The 14187-nt window shown below is 36.6% G+C and carries 12 protein-coding genes and 1 riboswitch; of the genes, 9 read left to right on the forward strand and 3 right to left on the reverse strand.

Annotated elements, in window-relative coordinates:
• Positions 1-34: 34 nt before the first annotated feature.
• Entirely contained in the window at positions 35-829 is a 795-nt protein-coding gene (gene bamD / locus ACYIAJ_RS07830) for an outer membrane protein assembly factor BamD (RefSeq protein WP_483558834.1), read from the reverse strand.
• Between the two features lie 92 nt (positions 830-921).
• On the opposite strand from bamD, the gene rluD reads away from it, so the two are divergent.
• From rluD to dinB, 7 genes are all read left to right on the forward strand, one after another.
• Positions 922-1896: a 23S rRNA pseudouridine(1911/1915/1917) synthase RluD gene (gene rluD / locus ACYIAJ_RS07835; RefSeq protein WP_483558833.1), complete on the forward strand. Its 975-nt coding sequence runs from the start codon at positions 922-924 to the stop codon at positions 1894-1896.
• 8 nt (positions 1897-1904) lie between these two features.
• A complete protein-coding gene (gene pgeF / locus ACYIAJ_RS07840; RefSeq protein ID WP_483559003.1) occupies positions 1905-2669 on the forward strand; it encodes a peptidoglycan editing factor PgeF in 765 nt (254 codons plus the stop codon).
• Positions 2670-3227: 558 nt separating this feature from the next.
• Positions 3228-3336: riboswitch (TPP riboswitch) on the forward strand.
• Between the two features lie 88 nt (positions 3337-3424).
• Complete coding sequence (gene thiB / locus ACYIAJ_RS07845; protein WP_483559001.1) at positions 3425-4381, forward strand: thiamine ABC transporter substrate binding subunit; 957 nt, start codon at positions 3425-3427, stop codon at positions 4379-4381.
• Positions 4382-4395: 14 nt separating this feature from the next.
• Entirely contained in the window at positions 4396-5973 is a 1578-nt protein-coding gene (thiP, locus tag ACYIAJ_RS07850; RefSeq protein WP_483558832.1) for a thiamine/thiamine pyrophosphate ABC transporter permease, read from the forward strand.
• Positions 5951-6652: a thiamine ABC transporter ATP-binding protein ThiQ gene (gene thiQ, locus ACYIAJ_RS07855; protein WP_483558831.1), complete on the forward strand. Its 702-nt coding sequence runs from the start codon at positions 5951-5953 to the stop codon at positions 6650-6652. Before thiP ends, thiQ begins: the two co-directional genes overlap by 23 nt.
• Before the next feature lie 194 nt (positions 6653-6846).
• Positions 6847-8553 carry a phosphoethanolamine transferase CptA gene (cptA, locus tag ACYIAJ_RS07860; RefSeq protein ID WP_483558829.1) on the forward strand — a complete coding sequence of 569 codons (1707 nt, stop codon included), beginning with the start codon at positions 6847-6849 and terminating at the stop codon, positions 8551-8553.
• Positions 8554-8634: 81 nt separating this feature from the next.
• Entirely contained in the window at positions 8635-9690 is a 1056-nt protein-coding gene (gene dinB, locus ACYIAJ_RS07865) for a DNA polymerase IV (RefSeq protein ID WP_483558827.1), read from the forward strand.
• Positions 9691-9767: 77 nt separating this feature from the next.
• Here dinB and ACYIAJ_RS07870 read toward each other — a convergent pair whose 3' ends face one another.
• Entirely contained in the window at positions 9768-11207 is a 1440-nt protein-coding gene (locus ACYIAJ_RS07870) for a 6-phospho-beta-glucosidase (RefSeq protein WP_483558826.1), read from the reverse strand.
• A 13-nt stretch (positions 11208-11220) separates the two neighbouring features.
• On the reverse strand, positions 11221-13110 hold the full coding sequence (locus ACYIAJ_RS07875; RefSeq protein WP_160403742.1) for a glucose PTS transporter subunit IIA: 1890 nt from the start codon (positions 13108-13110) through the stop codon (positions 11221-11223).
• Between the two features lie 60 nt (positions 13111-13170).
• On the opposite strand from ACYIAJ_RS07875, the gene ACYIAJ_RS07880 reads away from it, so the two are divergent.
• Positions 13171-13692 carry a transposase gene (locus tag ACYIAJ_RS07880; protein ID WP_483564479.1) on the forward strand — a complete coding sequence of 174 codons (522 nt, stop codon included), beginning with the start codon at positions 13171-13173 and terminating at the stop codon, positions 13690-13692.
• A partial coding sequence (locus ACYIAJ_RS07885; protein ID WP_483564480.1) for an IS3 family transposase occupies positions 13689-14187 on the forward strand: 499 nt, incomplete at its 3' end. The genes ACYIAJ_RS07880 and ACYIAJ_RS07885, both read left to right, overlap by 4 nt.

Genomic DNA, 14187 nt, shown 5'->3' on the forward strand with positions numbered 1-14187 from the left:
ATTATTAATGGTTGGAACTCAAATCTAAAACAGCCTAACCACCATTAAAAACGCTAGTAAAGCGTGATAAAAATGAACGTTGCTCTTCTTTTGGCATGTTTTCAAGGTTGGCTTGAATGAGTTGATCGACTTTTTGTGTTTCGTTGACTAACCCTAATTCGTTATAGGCATTACGCATTAACAGCAAGGCTTCTTTAGTCGAATCGGTATCTGGGAACATCGATAGCATGTCAGTCACGCGGTTAATTACCGCTACATAAGCACCGCGTTTAGTATAAAACTGAGCTACTTTTAACTGATAGCGCGCTAATCTGTTTTTCAAAAATACAAGACGCTTTTGTGCATCGGCGGCATACTGACTACTTGGAAAGCTAGACACTAAATACGTAAAATCCTTAAACGCAGCTGCCGCGTAATTAGCATCGCGATCTGAACGATCAACATTAAACCAACCTTGGATCATATTGTCATCTTGCGCCATATTTGAAAGGCCACGCATATAAATAACCCAGTCAATATTTTGATGTGTTGGATTCAATTTTAAAAATCGGTCAATTGAGGCAATCGCCAACGGCAAATCGGCAGACTTATAATAAGCATAAATCAAATCAAGCTGCACTTGTTGTGAATAAGGACCGAATGGATAATTTTTATCCAATGACTCTAATACTTTAATACTGGATTTAATATTCCCATTTTCAAGCTCTGATTTAGCTTTATTGTAAAGCTCAATTTCGGGTACATTTTCAACATCTGGCTTAGAAGAAGTACAACCAATTAGCATGCCAGTTAAAGCGATAGCTAACAAAGAGTGTAAGCGCAATTTCATTCAGTTTTCAATCCAAATATAATTAAACATAAAAGGCGATGATTGGTATATAATACTCTAAAACAAAACAGCTTAAAATAGATAAATTACACATGCATGAGTTAAAATTATCAACCGAAATTGAACAACACCAATTAGGAATGCGCTTAGATCAAGCGTTGTCAGCACTTTTCCCCGATTATTCACGATCAAGAATAAAAGATTGGATCGTCAATAATAAAGTCACTGTTAATAACAATATAGTTAACAAACCAAAAGAAAAGGTCTTAGGTGGTGAAAAAATCACAATCAATGCCGAAATCGAAGAAGAAACCTATCACCAGGCTGAAGACATAAAACTCGATATTGTTTATGAAGATGACGACATCTTAGTTATCAACAAACCGCGTGATTTAGTCGTACACCCTGGTGCCGGCAATCCTGATGGAACGGTATTAAATGCTTTATTACATTATCATCCGGACATAGCGCGTGTACCGCGAGCTGGTATTGTTCATCGACTTGACAAAGATACCACTGGCCTGATGGTTGTTGCTAAAACCATTAACGCCCAAACACATTTAGTTGATGCGCTTCAACACCGAGAAATCACCCGTGAATATGAAGCAGTTGCTATGGGCATTATCACCGCAGGGGGTACGGTTGATCAACCCATCACTCGCCACCCGACCAAACGTACCCACATGGCGGTATTCCCGACCGGCAAACCAGCGGTTACACACTACCGAGTGATGGAAAAGTACCGCTTACATACCCGATTACGTTTACGCTTAGAAACAGGTCGAACTCACCAAATTCGTGTACATATGGCACATATTGCTCATCCATTAATTGGCGATCCACTTTATGGTGGACGCCCAAGACCGCCCAAAGGCGCAAGCGAATCGTTTATTCAAACCTTGCGCGACTTTGACCGTCAAGCACTACATGCCACTATGTTAAGCCTGTATCACCCCATCACAGGCGAACTCATGCAATGGAATGCACCAATACCGCAAGACATGCAGACACTAATTCAAGCCTTGCAAGAAGACACCGAACAACACAAAGATGAACTAGATTGGTAATCAACATGATAAAATCGATTTACCCGTATTGGATAGCGCCCAAAAACGTCCGAGCTTTCACTACAACACGAATAGGCGGTGTCAGCATGGCGCCATTTGCGAGCTTAAATATGGGGAGTCGAACAGGCGACAATTTAGAACACATAGCGCAAAACCGTCAGCGCCTAATACAAACCGAACAGATACCTAGCGAACCCTATTGGTTAACTCAAACCCACAGCACCATAACGCTGGATATATCGCAAATCGCTTTACAAACAGCAACAGGCAACATTCCTAACCAAACCATAGAAGCCGACGCATCTTATACCCATCAACCCAAACAAGTTTGCGTCGTACTCACTGCCGATTGTATGCCAGTCTTGTTTTGTACAACCAATGGTGACGAAGTTGCGGCAGCACATGCAGGATGGCGAGGATTATGTAATGGAATACTGGAAGAAACCGTCAAAAAATTTGCCTCGCCACGGTCAAACATCATCGCATGGCTTGGGCCAGCAATCAGCGCCAAAAAGTTTGAAGTTGGTATTGACGTCAAGGAACAATTTGAAAAAATCGACCGCAATGCAAAAATTGCTTTTAAATTAATCAACCCTGCTGAACAAAAATACTTAGCCGACCTTTACTTAATTGCTAAACAACGCTTACAGTCAATAGGAGTAACTAAGATTTTTGGAGGTGATTTTTGTACTTATACTGAACAAGACAAGTTTTTTTCATACCGTCGTGAAAATAAAACAGGGCGGATGGCATCGATGATTTGGTTTGAGTGAGTTTTTTGCCAAACTCCTTAAAAAACAACGCAAGGCTGTATGATGTGGTCTTTTTATAGTTACTTGTATCATCTTGATACTCGCCTCTAAGAGGTCACTTTTGCTTTGCTCATATGTTCAACTTCGCTTCAAACAAATTTGTGTTCCCGATGAAGTATAGCCACACCAAACATCCTTGTTTGGTGTGGTGACCTTACTCTGTTGTTGGCATTATTCTGACACCAGAACAAGACAAACTTAATAGCCTTGATTGATTTTTACGCAAGTTTTTTTGCTAAAAATCAGTCAGGAAAGGTATTGATTTTATTGAAGTTTTTTGTTTGGTGTTTTTAAGGAAAATCAATCGTTTACACAAACTTGACAAGGTGCCAACATCTGACAAATCAACAAAACTACGAATAGGGAACCATAATAAGAACCATTTAACTAACTAAAAAAACGTCTGAAAAAGATATCGATTTTAATCATATTTTTATTTTGATGCTTAAAAAAAACACAAACCACCCCCTTTATCACTTTCGTTATTTACAATCCCCACTCTAACCTCTAAACTACTCGGCGTTCTCAACGGGGTGCCCAGTAGGGCTGAGAATGTTAGATTGGCTAACATAACCCGTCGAACCTGAACTGGATCATGCCAGCGGAGGGATTTGAGTTATTATACCTGCTCAAACCTTTTGTCTTTTATTTGCTATTTTGGAGGCAAAATGTTTTTTAAAAATGTCTTATTACCTTTAGGCTTGTTTGCGCTTTTTATGCTCAATAACGCCAATGCTACCAACGAAAAACCTACATTAACCGTTTATAGTTACAATTCGTTTATTTCAGAATGGGGACCTGGTCAGGCGATTAAACAGGGGTTTGAAGCGCAGTGCGATTGCCAACTTGAAATTGTTGCATTAGGCGATGGCGTAGCGGTTTTAAATCGAATTCGTCTTGAGGGCGATAGAACCAATGCCGATGTGATTTTAGGGTTAGACAATAACCTTTTAGACCAAGCCAAACAGGCGGGTATTGTTATTCCTCATAAAATTAGTAAGCCCAATAATTTAAATACCGACTGGTGGGATAGTGATTTTATGCCTTATGATTTTGGCTATTTTGCATTTATTTATAATCAACAAAAAATTAATCATCCACCAAGGAGTATGCACGAGCTAGTTGATAATCAAGCCAACTGGAATATTATTTATCAAGATCCAAGAACCAGTACACCAGGGTTAGGTTTATTATTTTGGGTGAAGAAGATATACGGTGATGATGCTGCATCTGCTTGGCAAAAAATAGCTAATAATACCGTGACAGTGACCAAAGGTTGGAGCGAAGCTTATGGTCTATTTTTGAAAGGAGAGGCCGATTTTGTGCTTAGTTATAGCACTTCACCTGTTGCGCATATTATGAATGATAATGATCATCGTTATGCGGCGGCTATTTTTGATGAAGGCCATTACCGCCAAGTTGAAGTTGTGGGCATTACTAAGTATAGTCAACAACCAGAACTTGCACGTTCATTTTTGCGATATCTATTAACCCCTGAAATACAGCGCCAATTTGCTGAAAAAAATTTCATGTATCCAATTATTAATATTCCATTACCCGAAGCTTTTCAACAAATTAAGCCAGTCAATAAACCGCTTGAGTTTGATGCCAAGCAAGTTGAACAGAATCAAAAAGCGTGGGTACGTGAATGGAAAGCCACCATTAGTAAGTAGTTTTATTTAGCCCAATGTTGAAATTAAGAACATTACTTCCAGGTTTTAGCGCTGCAAGCTTCATCTTAATTGTATTAGGCACAGCACTATGTGCGCTTTGCTTGGTCGCTATCAAATCTAATAATGTAACTGTCTATTTTGATAGTTATTTGATGCATTTGATTTGGATAACAGTATTTCAAGCAATGCTATCGACATTATTATCTGTCCTATTGGCCATATTAATGGCGAAAGCTTTATCAATGGTCAATTTTTGGGGTAAACGGTTATTGTTACGCATAATGCCTATTACCTTTATTTTACCCACACTTGTTGTTGTAACGGGGCTGCTGTCTGTTTATGGAAAACATGGCTTATTGGCTGGGGTTTTCAATTGGTTGGGGTTGCCATTTATTACATCCATTTATGGCTTAAAAGGTATATTACTTGCGCATGTGTTTCTTAATTTTCCGTATGCTTGTTGTTTATTTTACCAAACCTTAAATAACGTGCCAGTCGCACACAAACAGTTAGCGACGCAGTTAAATTTTTCGAGTTTTACTTATTTTAAATTGGTTGAATGGCCACTGCTACGTCGGCAATTGTTCCCGATGGCATCGCTTATTTTTATGCTTTGTTTTTCGAGTTTTGCCATAGTATTAACGCTTGGTGGTGGACCAAAATATTCCACAATTGAAGTGGCTATTTATCAATCTATTCGTGAGTTTGATTTGATGCAAGCTGTATTTTTAGCCTGTTTGCAGTTAGTTTGTTGCGTTAGTTTTATGCGGTTGATGCAAAAAACAAATTATAACAAAAGACTTAGTGTGAACTGCGTTAGGAAAAATTATTGTGTGCCGGTTTCGTTTCACTTAGCGTTGTTGAGTATGGTGATTATTGTTATTGGTGGGTTATTTATTATTTTACCCATCATTACAATACTTATTGAAGGGATTTATTTTTTTAAGTTGTCATTTTTAACGGCGACTTTTCAAAATGCTGTTATGTTTTCGGTATTAATTGCTTTGGGATCGGCAATGCTTGCTATGCTACTTGCTTTATTATTACTTTATACCAACAGCCGCCTATTGATTAATCAGCAAATAAAGTGGAGTAATCGATTAATGTTGATTGGAACGCTGATTTTAATTATTCCAAGTATGGCACTGGCGTCGGGTATGTTTTTAATGTTATTTTCGTATGCTTATAGTTCTGTGCTTGTTTGTGTCTTAATTATGTTGTGTAATGGGTTAATGGCATTACCTTTTGTATTAAAAAATCTTGCCGCACCAATGTATGATGTGACTTCACGTTACTGGCAATTAAGCCAATCACTTAATATTAATGGGTTTTTACATTTTTATTTGATCGAATACAAGGCGCTAAAAAAATTAATCATTCAGAGTTTTGCTTTTTCTGCGATATTGTCATTGGGTGATTTTGGTATTGTTGCGTTGTTTGGTGGGCAGTCTGTCATTACGCTACCCTATTATTTGTATGAACAGATTTCTCATTATCATTATCAAGAAAGTACCGTAACGGCTGCATTATTGTTAATATTATCTTTTAGTTTGTTGGCTGTGATAGATTATGATCGAACTGAATCAAATTAATTATCAATATGATAATTTTAAAATACACTTTAATGTTGATATACCAACAAAAGAACGTGTCGTCATTGTTGGACCTAGTGGTGCAGGTAAAAGTACTTTATTAAATTTAATTGCTGGATTTATTCATCCAGAATCGGGCGATATCATTCTTAATAAACAATACGCAAATAACTTACTCCCTGGCAAACGCCCTGTATCAATGTTGTTTCAAGATAACAATTTATTTAGTCACTTAACTGTTGAACAAAATATTGCTTTAGGACTTAAGCCATCATTAAAATTAACGGTAACTGAGCAACAGACTATTTGTGACATTTTAATTCAAGTGGGATTGGATGGATTTGGCAAACGATATCCAGAACAGTTATCAGGTGGGCAACGCCAGCGAGTGGCACTTGCGCGTTGTTTAATTCAACATCGGCCTATTTTATTATTGGATGAGCCGTTTTCAGCGCTTGATCAAGCTCTACGTTATGAAATGTTAGCATTAGTTAATCAAATTTGTGATAAGTTTAATTTAACCTTAATGATGGTATCACATTATCTTGATGATTCGCTCAGTTACTTTTCGCGTTGTTTGGTTGTGGATAATGGGCAGATTGTTTTTAATGGTTTGCCAAAACAACTAAAACAATCTGAAAATAATCACATTGCCAAAATGTTGGGTTTTAACGTTTAATAAACAGTAGTCGTTAGGGGCTAAATAAAGGTCTTTAGCTGACTATTTATCGATTATTCTTCTAAATTATTAACTCACGACTATTTATTGTTGATAACTTATTATTTAAATTAAAATTGTTATATCTTAAGGTTTTATTAATCTATTTTGCGTAGATTGTTTTTAATAATTAATAACAAACTTATTTAATATCTATGCAAAACACCAAAGCAAATTGTTCTTTTAGTCGATCAGCACTTATCTTTAATATTCTATTTTTTACTTATTTTTCTAGTGCGTTGCAATTGTATATTTTCTTTTCTGGTCATTCTAATGTTATTGGATTGCGTGATTCTATTATTTATAGTTTGATTTGGCTTATTCCTGTTTTAATTTTTCCTAACTATACGCGGAGTATTGCGACTGTTTTGGGGATGATTGTGGGTAGTTTGTCTTTGATTTCTATCGGATATTTTATTATTTATCGACAGGAATTTTCGCAAAGTGTCTTTTTTATTATGGCGGAATCAAACTTTACTGAGTCTAGTGAGTTTATTCAGCAGTATTTGAGCATTAAATTAGTTGTGATTTTGATTATTTATAGCTTGGTTGGGATTTTTCTGTGGACTAAAGTAAAACCAGTTTATGTCAAAAGCTATACTAAATGGATTGTATCAATGTTAATTGTGATTTATGCCATTATGCCGGTGTTTATTAGTGTCACAATAAAAAAATCATCTATCAAGAAAGCGGGATCGCATCTGCTAACACGTATGGAAACAACCGTACCATGGCAATTACTTAATAGTTATTTAGCCTATCGTTCACAATTATCAAATATGGAAGATATTTTAAACCATTTGCAAACATTACCCCCGTTAGAAAATTTAAAAGATGCCAACGGTAATACCCCAAGAACGTTAGTGCTAGTAATAGGTGAATCAACAACACGCAATAGAATGGGCATTTATGGTTATGGGCGGGATACTACACCACAAATTGAGCAGTTTAAAAAAGATAATCCGAATTTTGTGGTATTTAATGATGTGGTTTCATCAAGACCTTATACTATTGAAATTTTGCAACAAGCGTTAACTTTTGCTGATGAACAGCACCCAGATTTATATTTAAAAACGCCGTCTTTAATCCATTTAATGAAACAAGCTGGTTATAAAACGTTTTGGATCACCAATCAGCAAACGATGACTAGGCGTAATACGATGTTAACGATGTTTTCTCAGCAAACGGATGAACAGTTTTATATGAATAACGATCGTAATCAAAGTGCAAGGCGATATGATGAGTCCGTTTTTGAACCATTTAAAAAAGTGTTGAATGATCCAAGTGAGAAGAAATTCATTGTTATTCATTTGCTAGGCACGCATATGAAATACGCGTTCCGTTACCCAAAAGATGGTGAGCATGATCGTTTTAAAGATAAAACAGGCATTACATTTAATATCGATGACGATAAAGTCGATGTGTATAATACTTATGATAATGCCATAAGTTATAACGATTATATTACGACAACGCTTTTTAATATCTTTAAAGATAGCCAAGAAAATGGCTTTATGTTGTACTTTTCAGATCATGGCGAAGATGTTTATCAAACCTCTCCACACAATATCTTAGGGCGAAACGAAAAAGCACCAACTCGCACCATGTATACTGTGCCATTTATGCTGTGGCAATCACCAACATGGGTAGCAACTCATCCGAATCATTATCAACATTATGTGGATCGCAAATTTAGTACGCAAGATTTGATTCACACGTGGTCTGATTTAGCGGGGTTAAGCTATAACTTATACGTTCCTGAAAAAAGTATTGTTAATCCTAATTTTCATCAATCAACGCGCTGGATTGGCGATCCTTATGATAAAAATGGTTTAATTGATTTTGATAAATTGGCTAAGTAACCGTAAAGGCTATTTACACAACAGTTTTAGTTGTGATATTGTATATTTATACAGTATTTTTTGGTGTTGTGAAGCCGTTTTATGCGAAAAATTATTCATGTCGATATGGATTGTTTTTATGCCGCCGTTGAGATGAGAGATAATCCCCGTTATCGCAATTTGCCCATTGCGGTTGGGGGTGATCCCCGTAAACGTGGTGTAGTTGCCACTGCCAATTATTTAGCTCGTCAATATGGTATACATAGTGCTATGTCAATGGCACAAGCTATTAAATTGTGCCCTAATCTTAAAATTATACCAGGTAGGCATGCGGTTTATAAAGAAGTGTCAAAACAGATCCACCAAATTTTTAGGCGGTATACTGAATCTATAGAGGCTTTATCGCTTGATGAGGCTTACCTTGATGTGACCGATTGCAAGCTTTGTTACGGTTCAGCTACCTTAATTGCTCAAGATATTCGCCAAGCTATTTTTAAGGAACTTGAATTAACGGCGTCTGCTGGTGTTGCTCCACTTAAATTTCTTGCAAAAATTGCTTCAGATATGAATAAGCCTAATGGCCAGTATGTGATAACACCTGATGAGGTCGATGGTTTTATTGCGCAGCTTCCTTTAAAAAAAATCCCTGGTGTAGGTAAAGTCACAGAAAAGAAGCTGGCACAATTAGGGCTATTTACGTGTAAAGATGTCGTTAATTACGACGTAACAAAATTATTCAATCAATTTGGTAAATTTGGACGCATATTGTATGAGCGATGCCAAGGTATTGATGATCGCGAAATTTATAATGACAGGCAACGTAAATCCGTTGGGGTAGAGCGTACTTTAACTGACGACATCCATAGTTGGGATGAGTGTTTATTGCAGTTTGACCCATTATTTGAAGAGATAGAAAAACGATTAAGTAAAGTGCGTGCTGACTTATCGATCGCTCGGCAAGGTGTCAAATTTAAGTTTGACGATTTTCAACTGACAACTCAAGAGCATGTATGGTCTAAATTAGATAAAGCCGATTTGATTGAACAAGCGCATAAAGTTTGGTTAGAACGACGTAATGGTCGTGGTGTTCGGTTAATTGGTTTTCATGTAACGTTAATTGATCCACAAGTTGAAAAACAGTTAATTTTTCCGTTTTAGGTATTTTTTATCAAAAAAATGAGGATGCAGGCAAAATCTTAGTGCATCCTCGTAATAATATTTCTGTTAACTGATAATTATGATTTTAAACTTGCACCGTTGGTGCTAATCACTTGTTTATACCATTCAAATGAATCCTTTTTATAACGTTTCATGCTACCGTTACCAGCATTGTCACGGTCAACATAAATCACGCCATAACGTTTTTTCATTTCGCCAGTGGTGAATGATACGACATCAATAATCCCCCATGCGGTATAGCCAATCACATCAACGCCATCATAATCCATTGCAGTTTGCATGGCTTTAATGTGTGCACCTAGATATTCAATACGTGGTTTGTCGTGCACTTGATTGCCATTTTCAAGTTCATCAATTGCACCAAAACCATTTTCCACAATAAACAGTGGTAATTGATAACGATCATACAAACGATTGAGTGTATAACGTAAACCTTCAGGGTCAATTGGCCAGCCCCAATCACTGCTTTTAATATAAGGATTTTCAACTGCATTGGGTAGTGCACCGTTAACGATGTTATCGCGATTATCATTTTTGGCATCCGCTTTTACAACCGTTGACATATAGTAGCTAAAGCCAATGTAATCAACGGTGCCTTGTTTTAAGTAAGTTAGATCTTCATCGGTGATATCTAGCTTATAGCCTTCACGTTCAAACTCTTTTAAAGCATAAGCAGGGTAATAACCACGAACGTGAACATCAGGAAAGAAGAAGCGTTGATGCATAGCAATTTCTGATGCCATCATGTCTTCAGGGTTACAAGAATATGGATAAATTGGCACATGTGACACCATACAACCAATTTGAAAATCCGGATTGATTTTTTTACCAGCAATCACTGCCTTAGCACTGGCTAATAGTTCATAGTGAGCAACTTGGTACAGGACTTCTTGCGGATTTTCGCCCGGTTTAACTTGTACGCCCGAGTTAGTCCAAAAGAAGATAGGGTTACTGGTATCCATTTGATTGTTGATTTCGTTAAATGTCATCCAGTATTTGACTTTATTTTTATAACGCTCAAAACATGCAGTGGCAAAACGTTCAAAAAATTCGACTGTTTTACGGTTTCTAAAACCACCATACTGGCGAGCAATATGTAACGGCATTTCAAAATGCGATAAGGTGATAACAGGTTCAATGCCGTGCGCAATTAATTCATCAAAAACGTTATCATAAAAGCGAAGTCCTTCTTCGTTTGGTTCAAGCTCATCACCTTTTGGAAAAATTCGAGTCCAGGCGATCGAGGTACGTAAACATTTAAGACCTAATTCGGCAAATAGTTTGATATCGTCTTTATAATGATGATAAAAATCAATCGCGGTATGGTTTGGATAAAATTTACCTGCTTCGATATCTTGGGTGATTTGTCTTGCAACGCCATGTGCGCCTGCAGTCATAACATCAACCACGCTTGGTCCTTTACCGCCTTCGTTCCAGCCACCTTCAAATTGGTGAGCGGCTAAAGCACCGCCCCATAAAAATGGTTTTTTAGTCATTTTTGATTCCTTGTTATTGCTTAATTTTAAATATGATATCATCAACTGTAACTTCTGTTTTATCAGTTAATGAAATGAATTGGAATTGATCGGTATTAACAATAATAATTGGGGTAATTAACGGGTAGCCAGCTTGCTTGATTGCCTCAGGATTGAAGCTGATTAGTAAATCACCTTTTTTAACTTTTTGGTGTAATTCAACGTGATATGCAAACTCATTATTGGTTAAATTAACCGTATCAATTCCCACATGAATTAATAACTCAACGCCATTATCTAATGTTAATCCAATGGCATGTTTAGAATTTTCAAATACCGCAGTTACCTCGGCATCAAAAGGCGCATAAACGTGATTATCAGTAGGTTCAATTGCAATTCCTTCACCCATTAGTTTTTTTGAAAAAGCAGGATCGGGCACTTCACTTAATGGTAAAGCATGACCTGTCATTGGGCTTTTAATGTCAACTTCATCAAGAAGAATTTTAGGATTATCGTCTTGGTTATTGATAGTTTTTTGGTTGTTAAAATTATCTTGTATCGTTTCGCCAGTGCCAAAAATTTGGATTAAAATTACAGGGCCAATTAATGCAATTGCTGAACCAATTGCCACACCAAAAAATGAACTCATATTATCGGGTTTAATGGCATTGACAATGGTTAATGGTCCTGGTAGTGCTGCATAAGTATAGTAATAAGGTGTAAAGAACCCAGCAACAATGCCACCCAAAGATGCGCAGATACATCCATAAATAAATGGCTTTTTAAAACGTAAGTTTACACCATAAATAGCAGGTTCAGTGATACCAAATAAACCAGTGATAAATGCAGATAATGAAACACCTTTCATTTCTTGTGTTTTAGTTTTTATATAAAAACCTAGTGCAGCACCCACTTGACCAATTACGGCAATAGTTTGGAATGCTTGGAAAGAATCTTGCCCATATTGATTGATATTTTCGGTGATGACAGGTGTTATTCCCCAATGTACACCAAAAATAACCAATACTTGCCATACAGCACCAATCAACCCACCCGCAATGAAAGGCGCAAGATTAACTACCCAATTATAACCATTAGCAATATAGTGAGCTGCGTTTGCAGTTATTGGTCCTATAGCAATAAGTGTTGATGGCACCATAATCACTAAACAGATTAAAGGCATTAAAAGAGGTTTGATAATACTATGTAATCGTGGTTCCAAAAATCGCTCTAAATACGACAGTAGCCACACCAAAAAAAGTGGCGGTAGTACGGTTGAGTTATAAGGCGTTTCTGATAATGCAATACCAAATAAATCGATTTCTGTCCCTGCTTTGATTAATTCTGCCAATTTTGTCCAAGTGGGTGAAAGTAATGCGGCACAACAAGCCACCGCAATGTAAATATTACAACGAAAATGTTGTGAAGCAGTAATAGCAATAAAAATTGGGAGAAAGAAAAAAGGTGCCCAAGAAATAAAGTCAAAAATTTTATAAGTACTAGTTGTTTCAAGTTCAGGAAAGGCTAATTTAATTAAAATTAAGATCCCTTGTAAAATCCCCGAAGCGGCTAAAACGTAAACAAACGGCGCAAAAACAGCTGACATCGTCGCAATAACACGATTTAAAATATTCGCTTTATCGTCATTCGTTACTTTTTTATCAGTATTAATCAGTTGAGTAAAGGCGTTATAAACTTTATCAACATGTGTACCAATAACCACCTGGATTTGACCACCTTTTTCAACAACGGTAATCACGCCCGGCAATTTAGCGATGTTCTCTTTTGCGTGATCTGGTGTATGTTGGGTAACAAGGCGAAGACGCGTTGCACAGCGAGAAACGGTCACAATATTATTTTCACCGCCTAGCTCATTTAAAATATCGACAGCTAGTTTGTTATAATCTCTAATTTTTGAAGACATCCATAATTGAACTGCCCCCCAAAAGTTGGATTGTTTAAATCTACTTTTGGGAACAAAATTATGGCCAAAAAATATCCATTCGATTTTAAAAAACAAGTTATTGAACATTATTTTAAGAGTAATGATGGTTATGGTTTAACCGCTTGGCACTTTCAAGTGCCTGTCGGTACAGTGGAGTCGTGGGTAAAGTTATATAAAAGAAAAGGCATTGAAGGACTAAAACCCGTCACAAAACCAAGGTATTTTTCTCCAGATTTTAAATACAAAGTGGTCAGGTATTTTATAGACAATCATCTTTCACAAAATCAAGCTGCTTTGGCGTTTGATATACACTTTGGATATGTAGGCCACTGGTTTAAAATATACCAAAAATATGGCAAAGCAGGTTTTTCAATGACACCGAATCCACCACAGGGAAAAGCAGATAAAAAAATGGCTCAAAAAGTTAAAAAAAATAGTGAAAAAACAAAAGAAGAATTGCTCGAAATGGTCAGTGACCTTGAAGTGGAGGTGGCTTATCTAAAAAAGTTGGATGCCTTACTTCGACAAAAGAGATTAGAAAAAAAGAAAAGTATCAAATAGTTGATGAATTAAGGAAAAAATATCCCTTAAATAAATTGCTTAGCGCATCAGGTTTGTCGCGAAGTACTTTTTACTATCACGATTCGGCTAAATCTAAAATTGATAAAAATAGTGAATTAAAAGCGCTTATTATCAAGATTTATGAAGATAACTTTAGTCGCTATGGTTATCGACGAATTACGGCTGAATTACAAAATAAGAATGTCATTGTGAATCATAAAAAGGTGCTACGTTTAATGAAAGAAATGAGCTTAAAATCCTTGATAAGAGGAAAGAAATATCGTTCTTATAAATGTCGTCTTAGTGCTGTGCCCAATCTATTAAACCGTGATTTTAAGGCGACTAAACCTGGTCAGAAATGGGTAACGGATGCAACTGAGTTTAAAGTGGGAAGTAAAAAACTGTATTTATCACCTATATTAGATTTATACAATCGGGAAATTGTGGCTTATAACTTCAGTGAACGCCCTTGTTATGAATTGGTTGGTGATATGT

It is taken from the genome of Gilliamella sp. X-46, from assembly GCF_057063525.1.

Coding starts and splice junctions, on each gene's coding strand:
- ACYIAJ_RS07875 (WP_160403742.1), bottom strand. CDS start 13,110: ATGTCTTCAAAAATTAGAGATTATAACAAACTAGCTGTCGATATTTTA.
- thiP (WP_483558832.1), top strand. CDS start 4,396: ATGTTGAAATTAAGAACATTACTTCCAGGTTTTAGCGCTGCAAGCTTC.
- ACYIAJ_RS07870 (WP_483558826.1), bottom strand. CDS start 11,207: ATGACTAAAAAACCATTTTTATGGGGCGGTGCTTTAGCCGCTCACCAA.
- rluD (WP_483558833.1), top strand. CDS start 922: ATGCATGAGTTAAAATTATCAACCGAAATTGAACAACACCAATTAGGA.
- dinB (WP_483558827.1), top strand. CDS start 8,635: ATGCGAAAAATTATTCATGTCGATATGGATTGTTTTTATGCCGCCGTT.
- cptA (WP_483558829.1), top strand. CDS start 6,847: ATGCAAAACACCAAAGCAAATTGTTCTTTTAGTCGATCAGCACTTATC.
- ACYIAJ_RS07880 (WP_483564479.1), top strand. CDS start 13,171: ATGGCCAAAAAATATCCATTCGATTTTAAAAAACAAGTTATTGAACAT.
- thiQ (WP_483558831.1), top strand. CDS start 5,951: ATGATCGAACTGAATCAAATTAATTATCAATATGATAATTTTAAAATA.
- bamD (WP_483558834.1), bottom strand. CDS start 829: ATGAAATTGCGCTTACACTCTTTGTTAGCTATCGCTTTAACTGGCATG.
- thiB (WP_483559001.1), top strand. CDS start 3,425: ATGCTCAATAACGCCAATGCTACCAACGAAAAACCTACATTAACCGTT.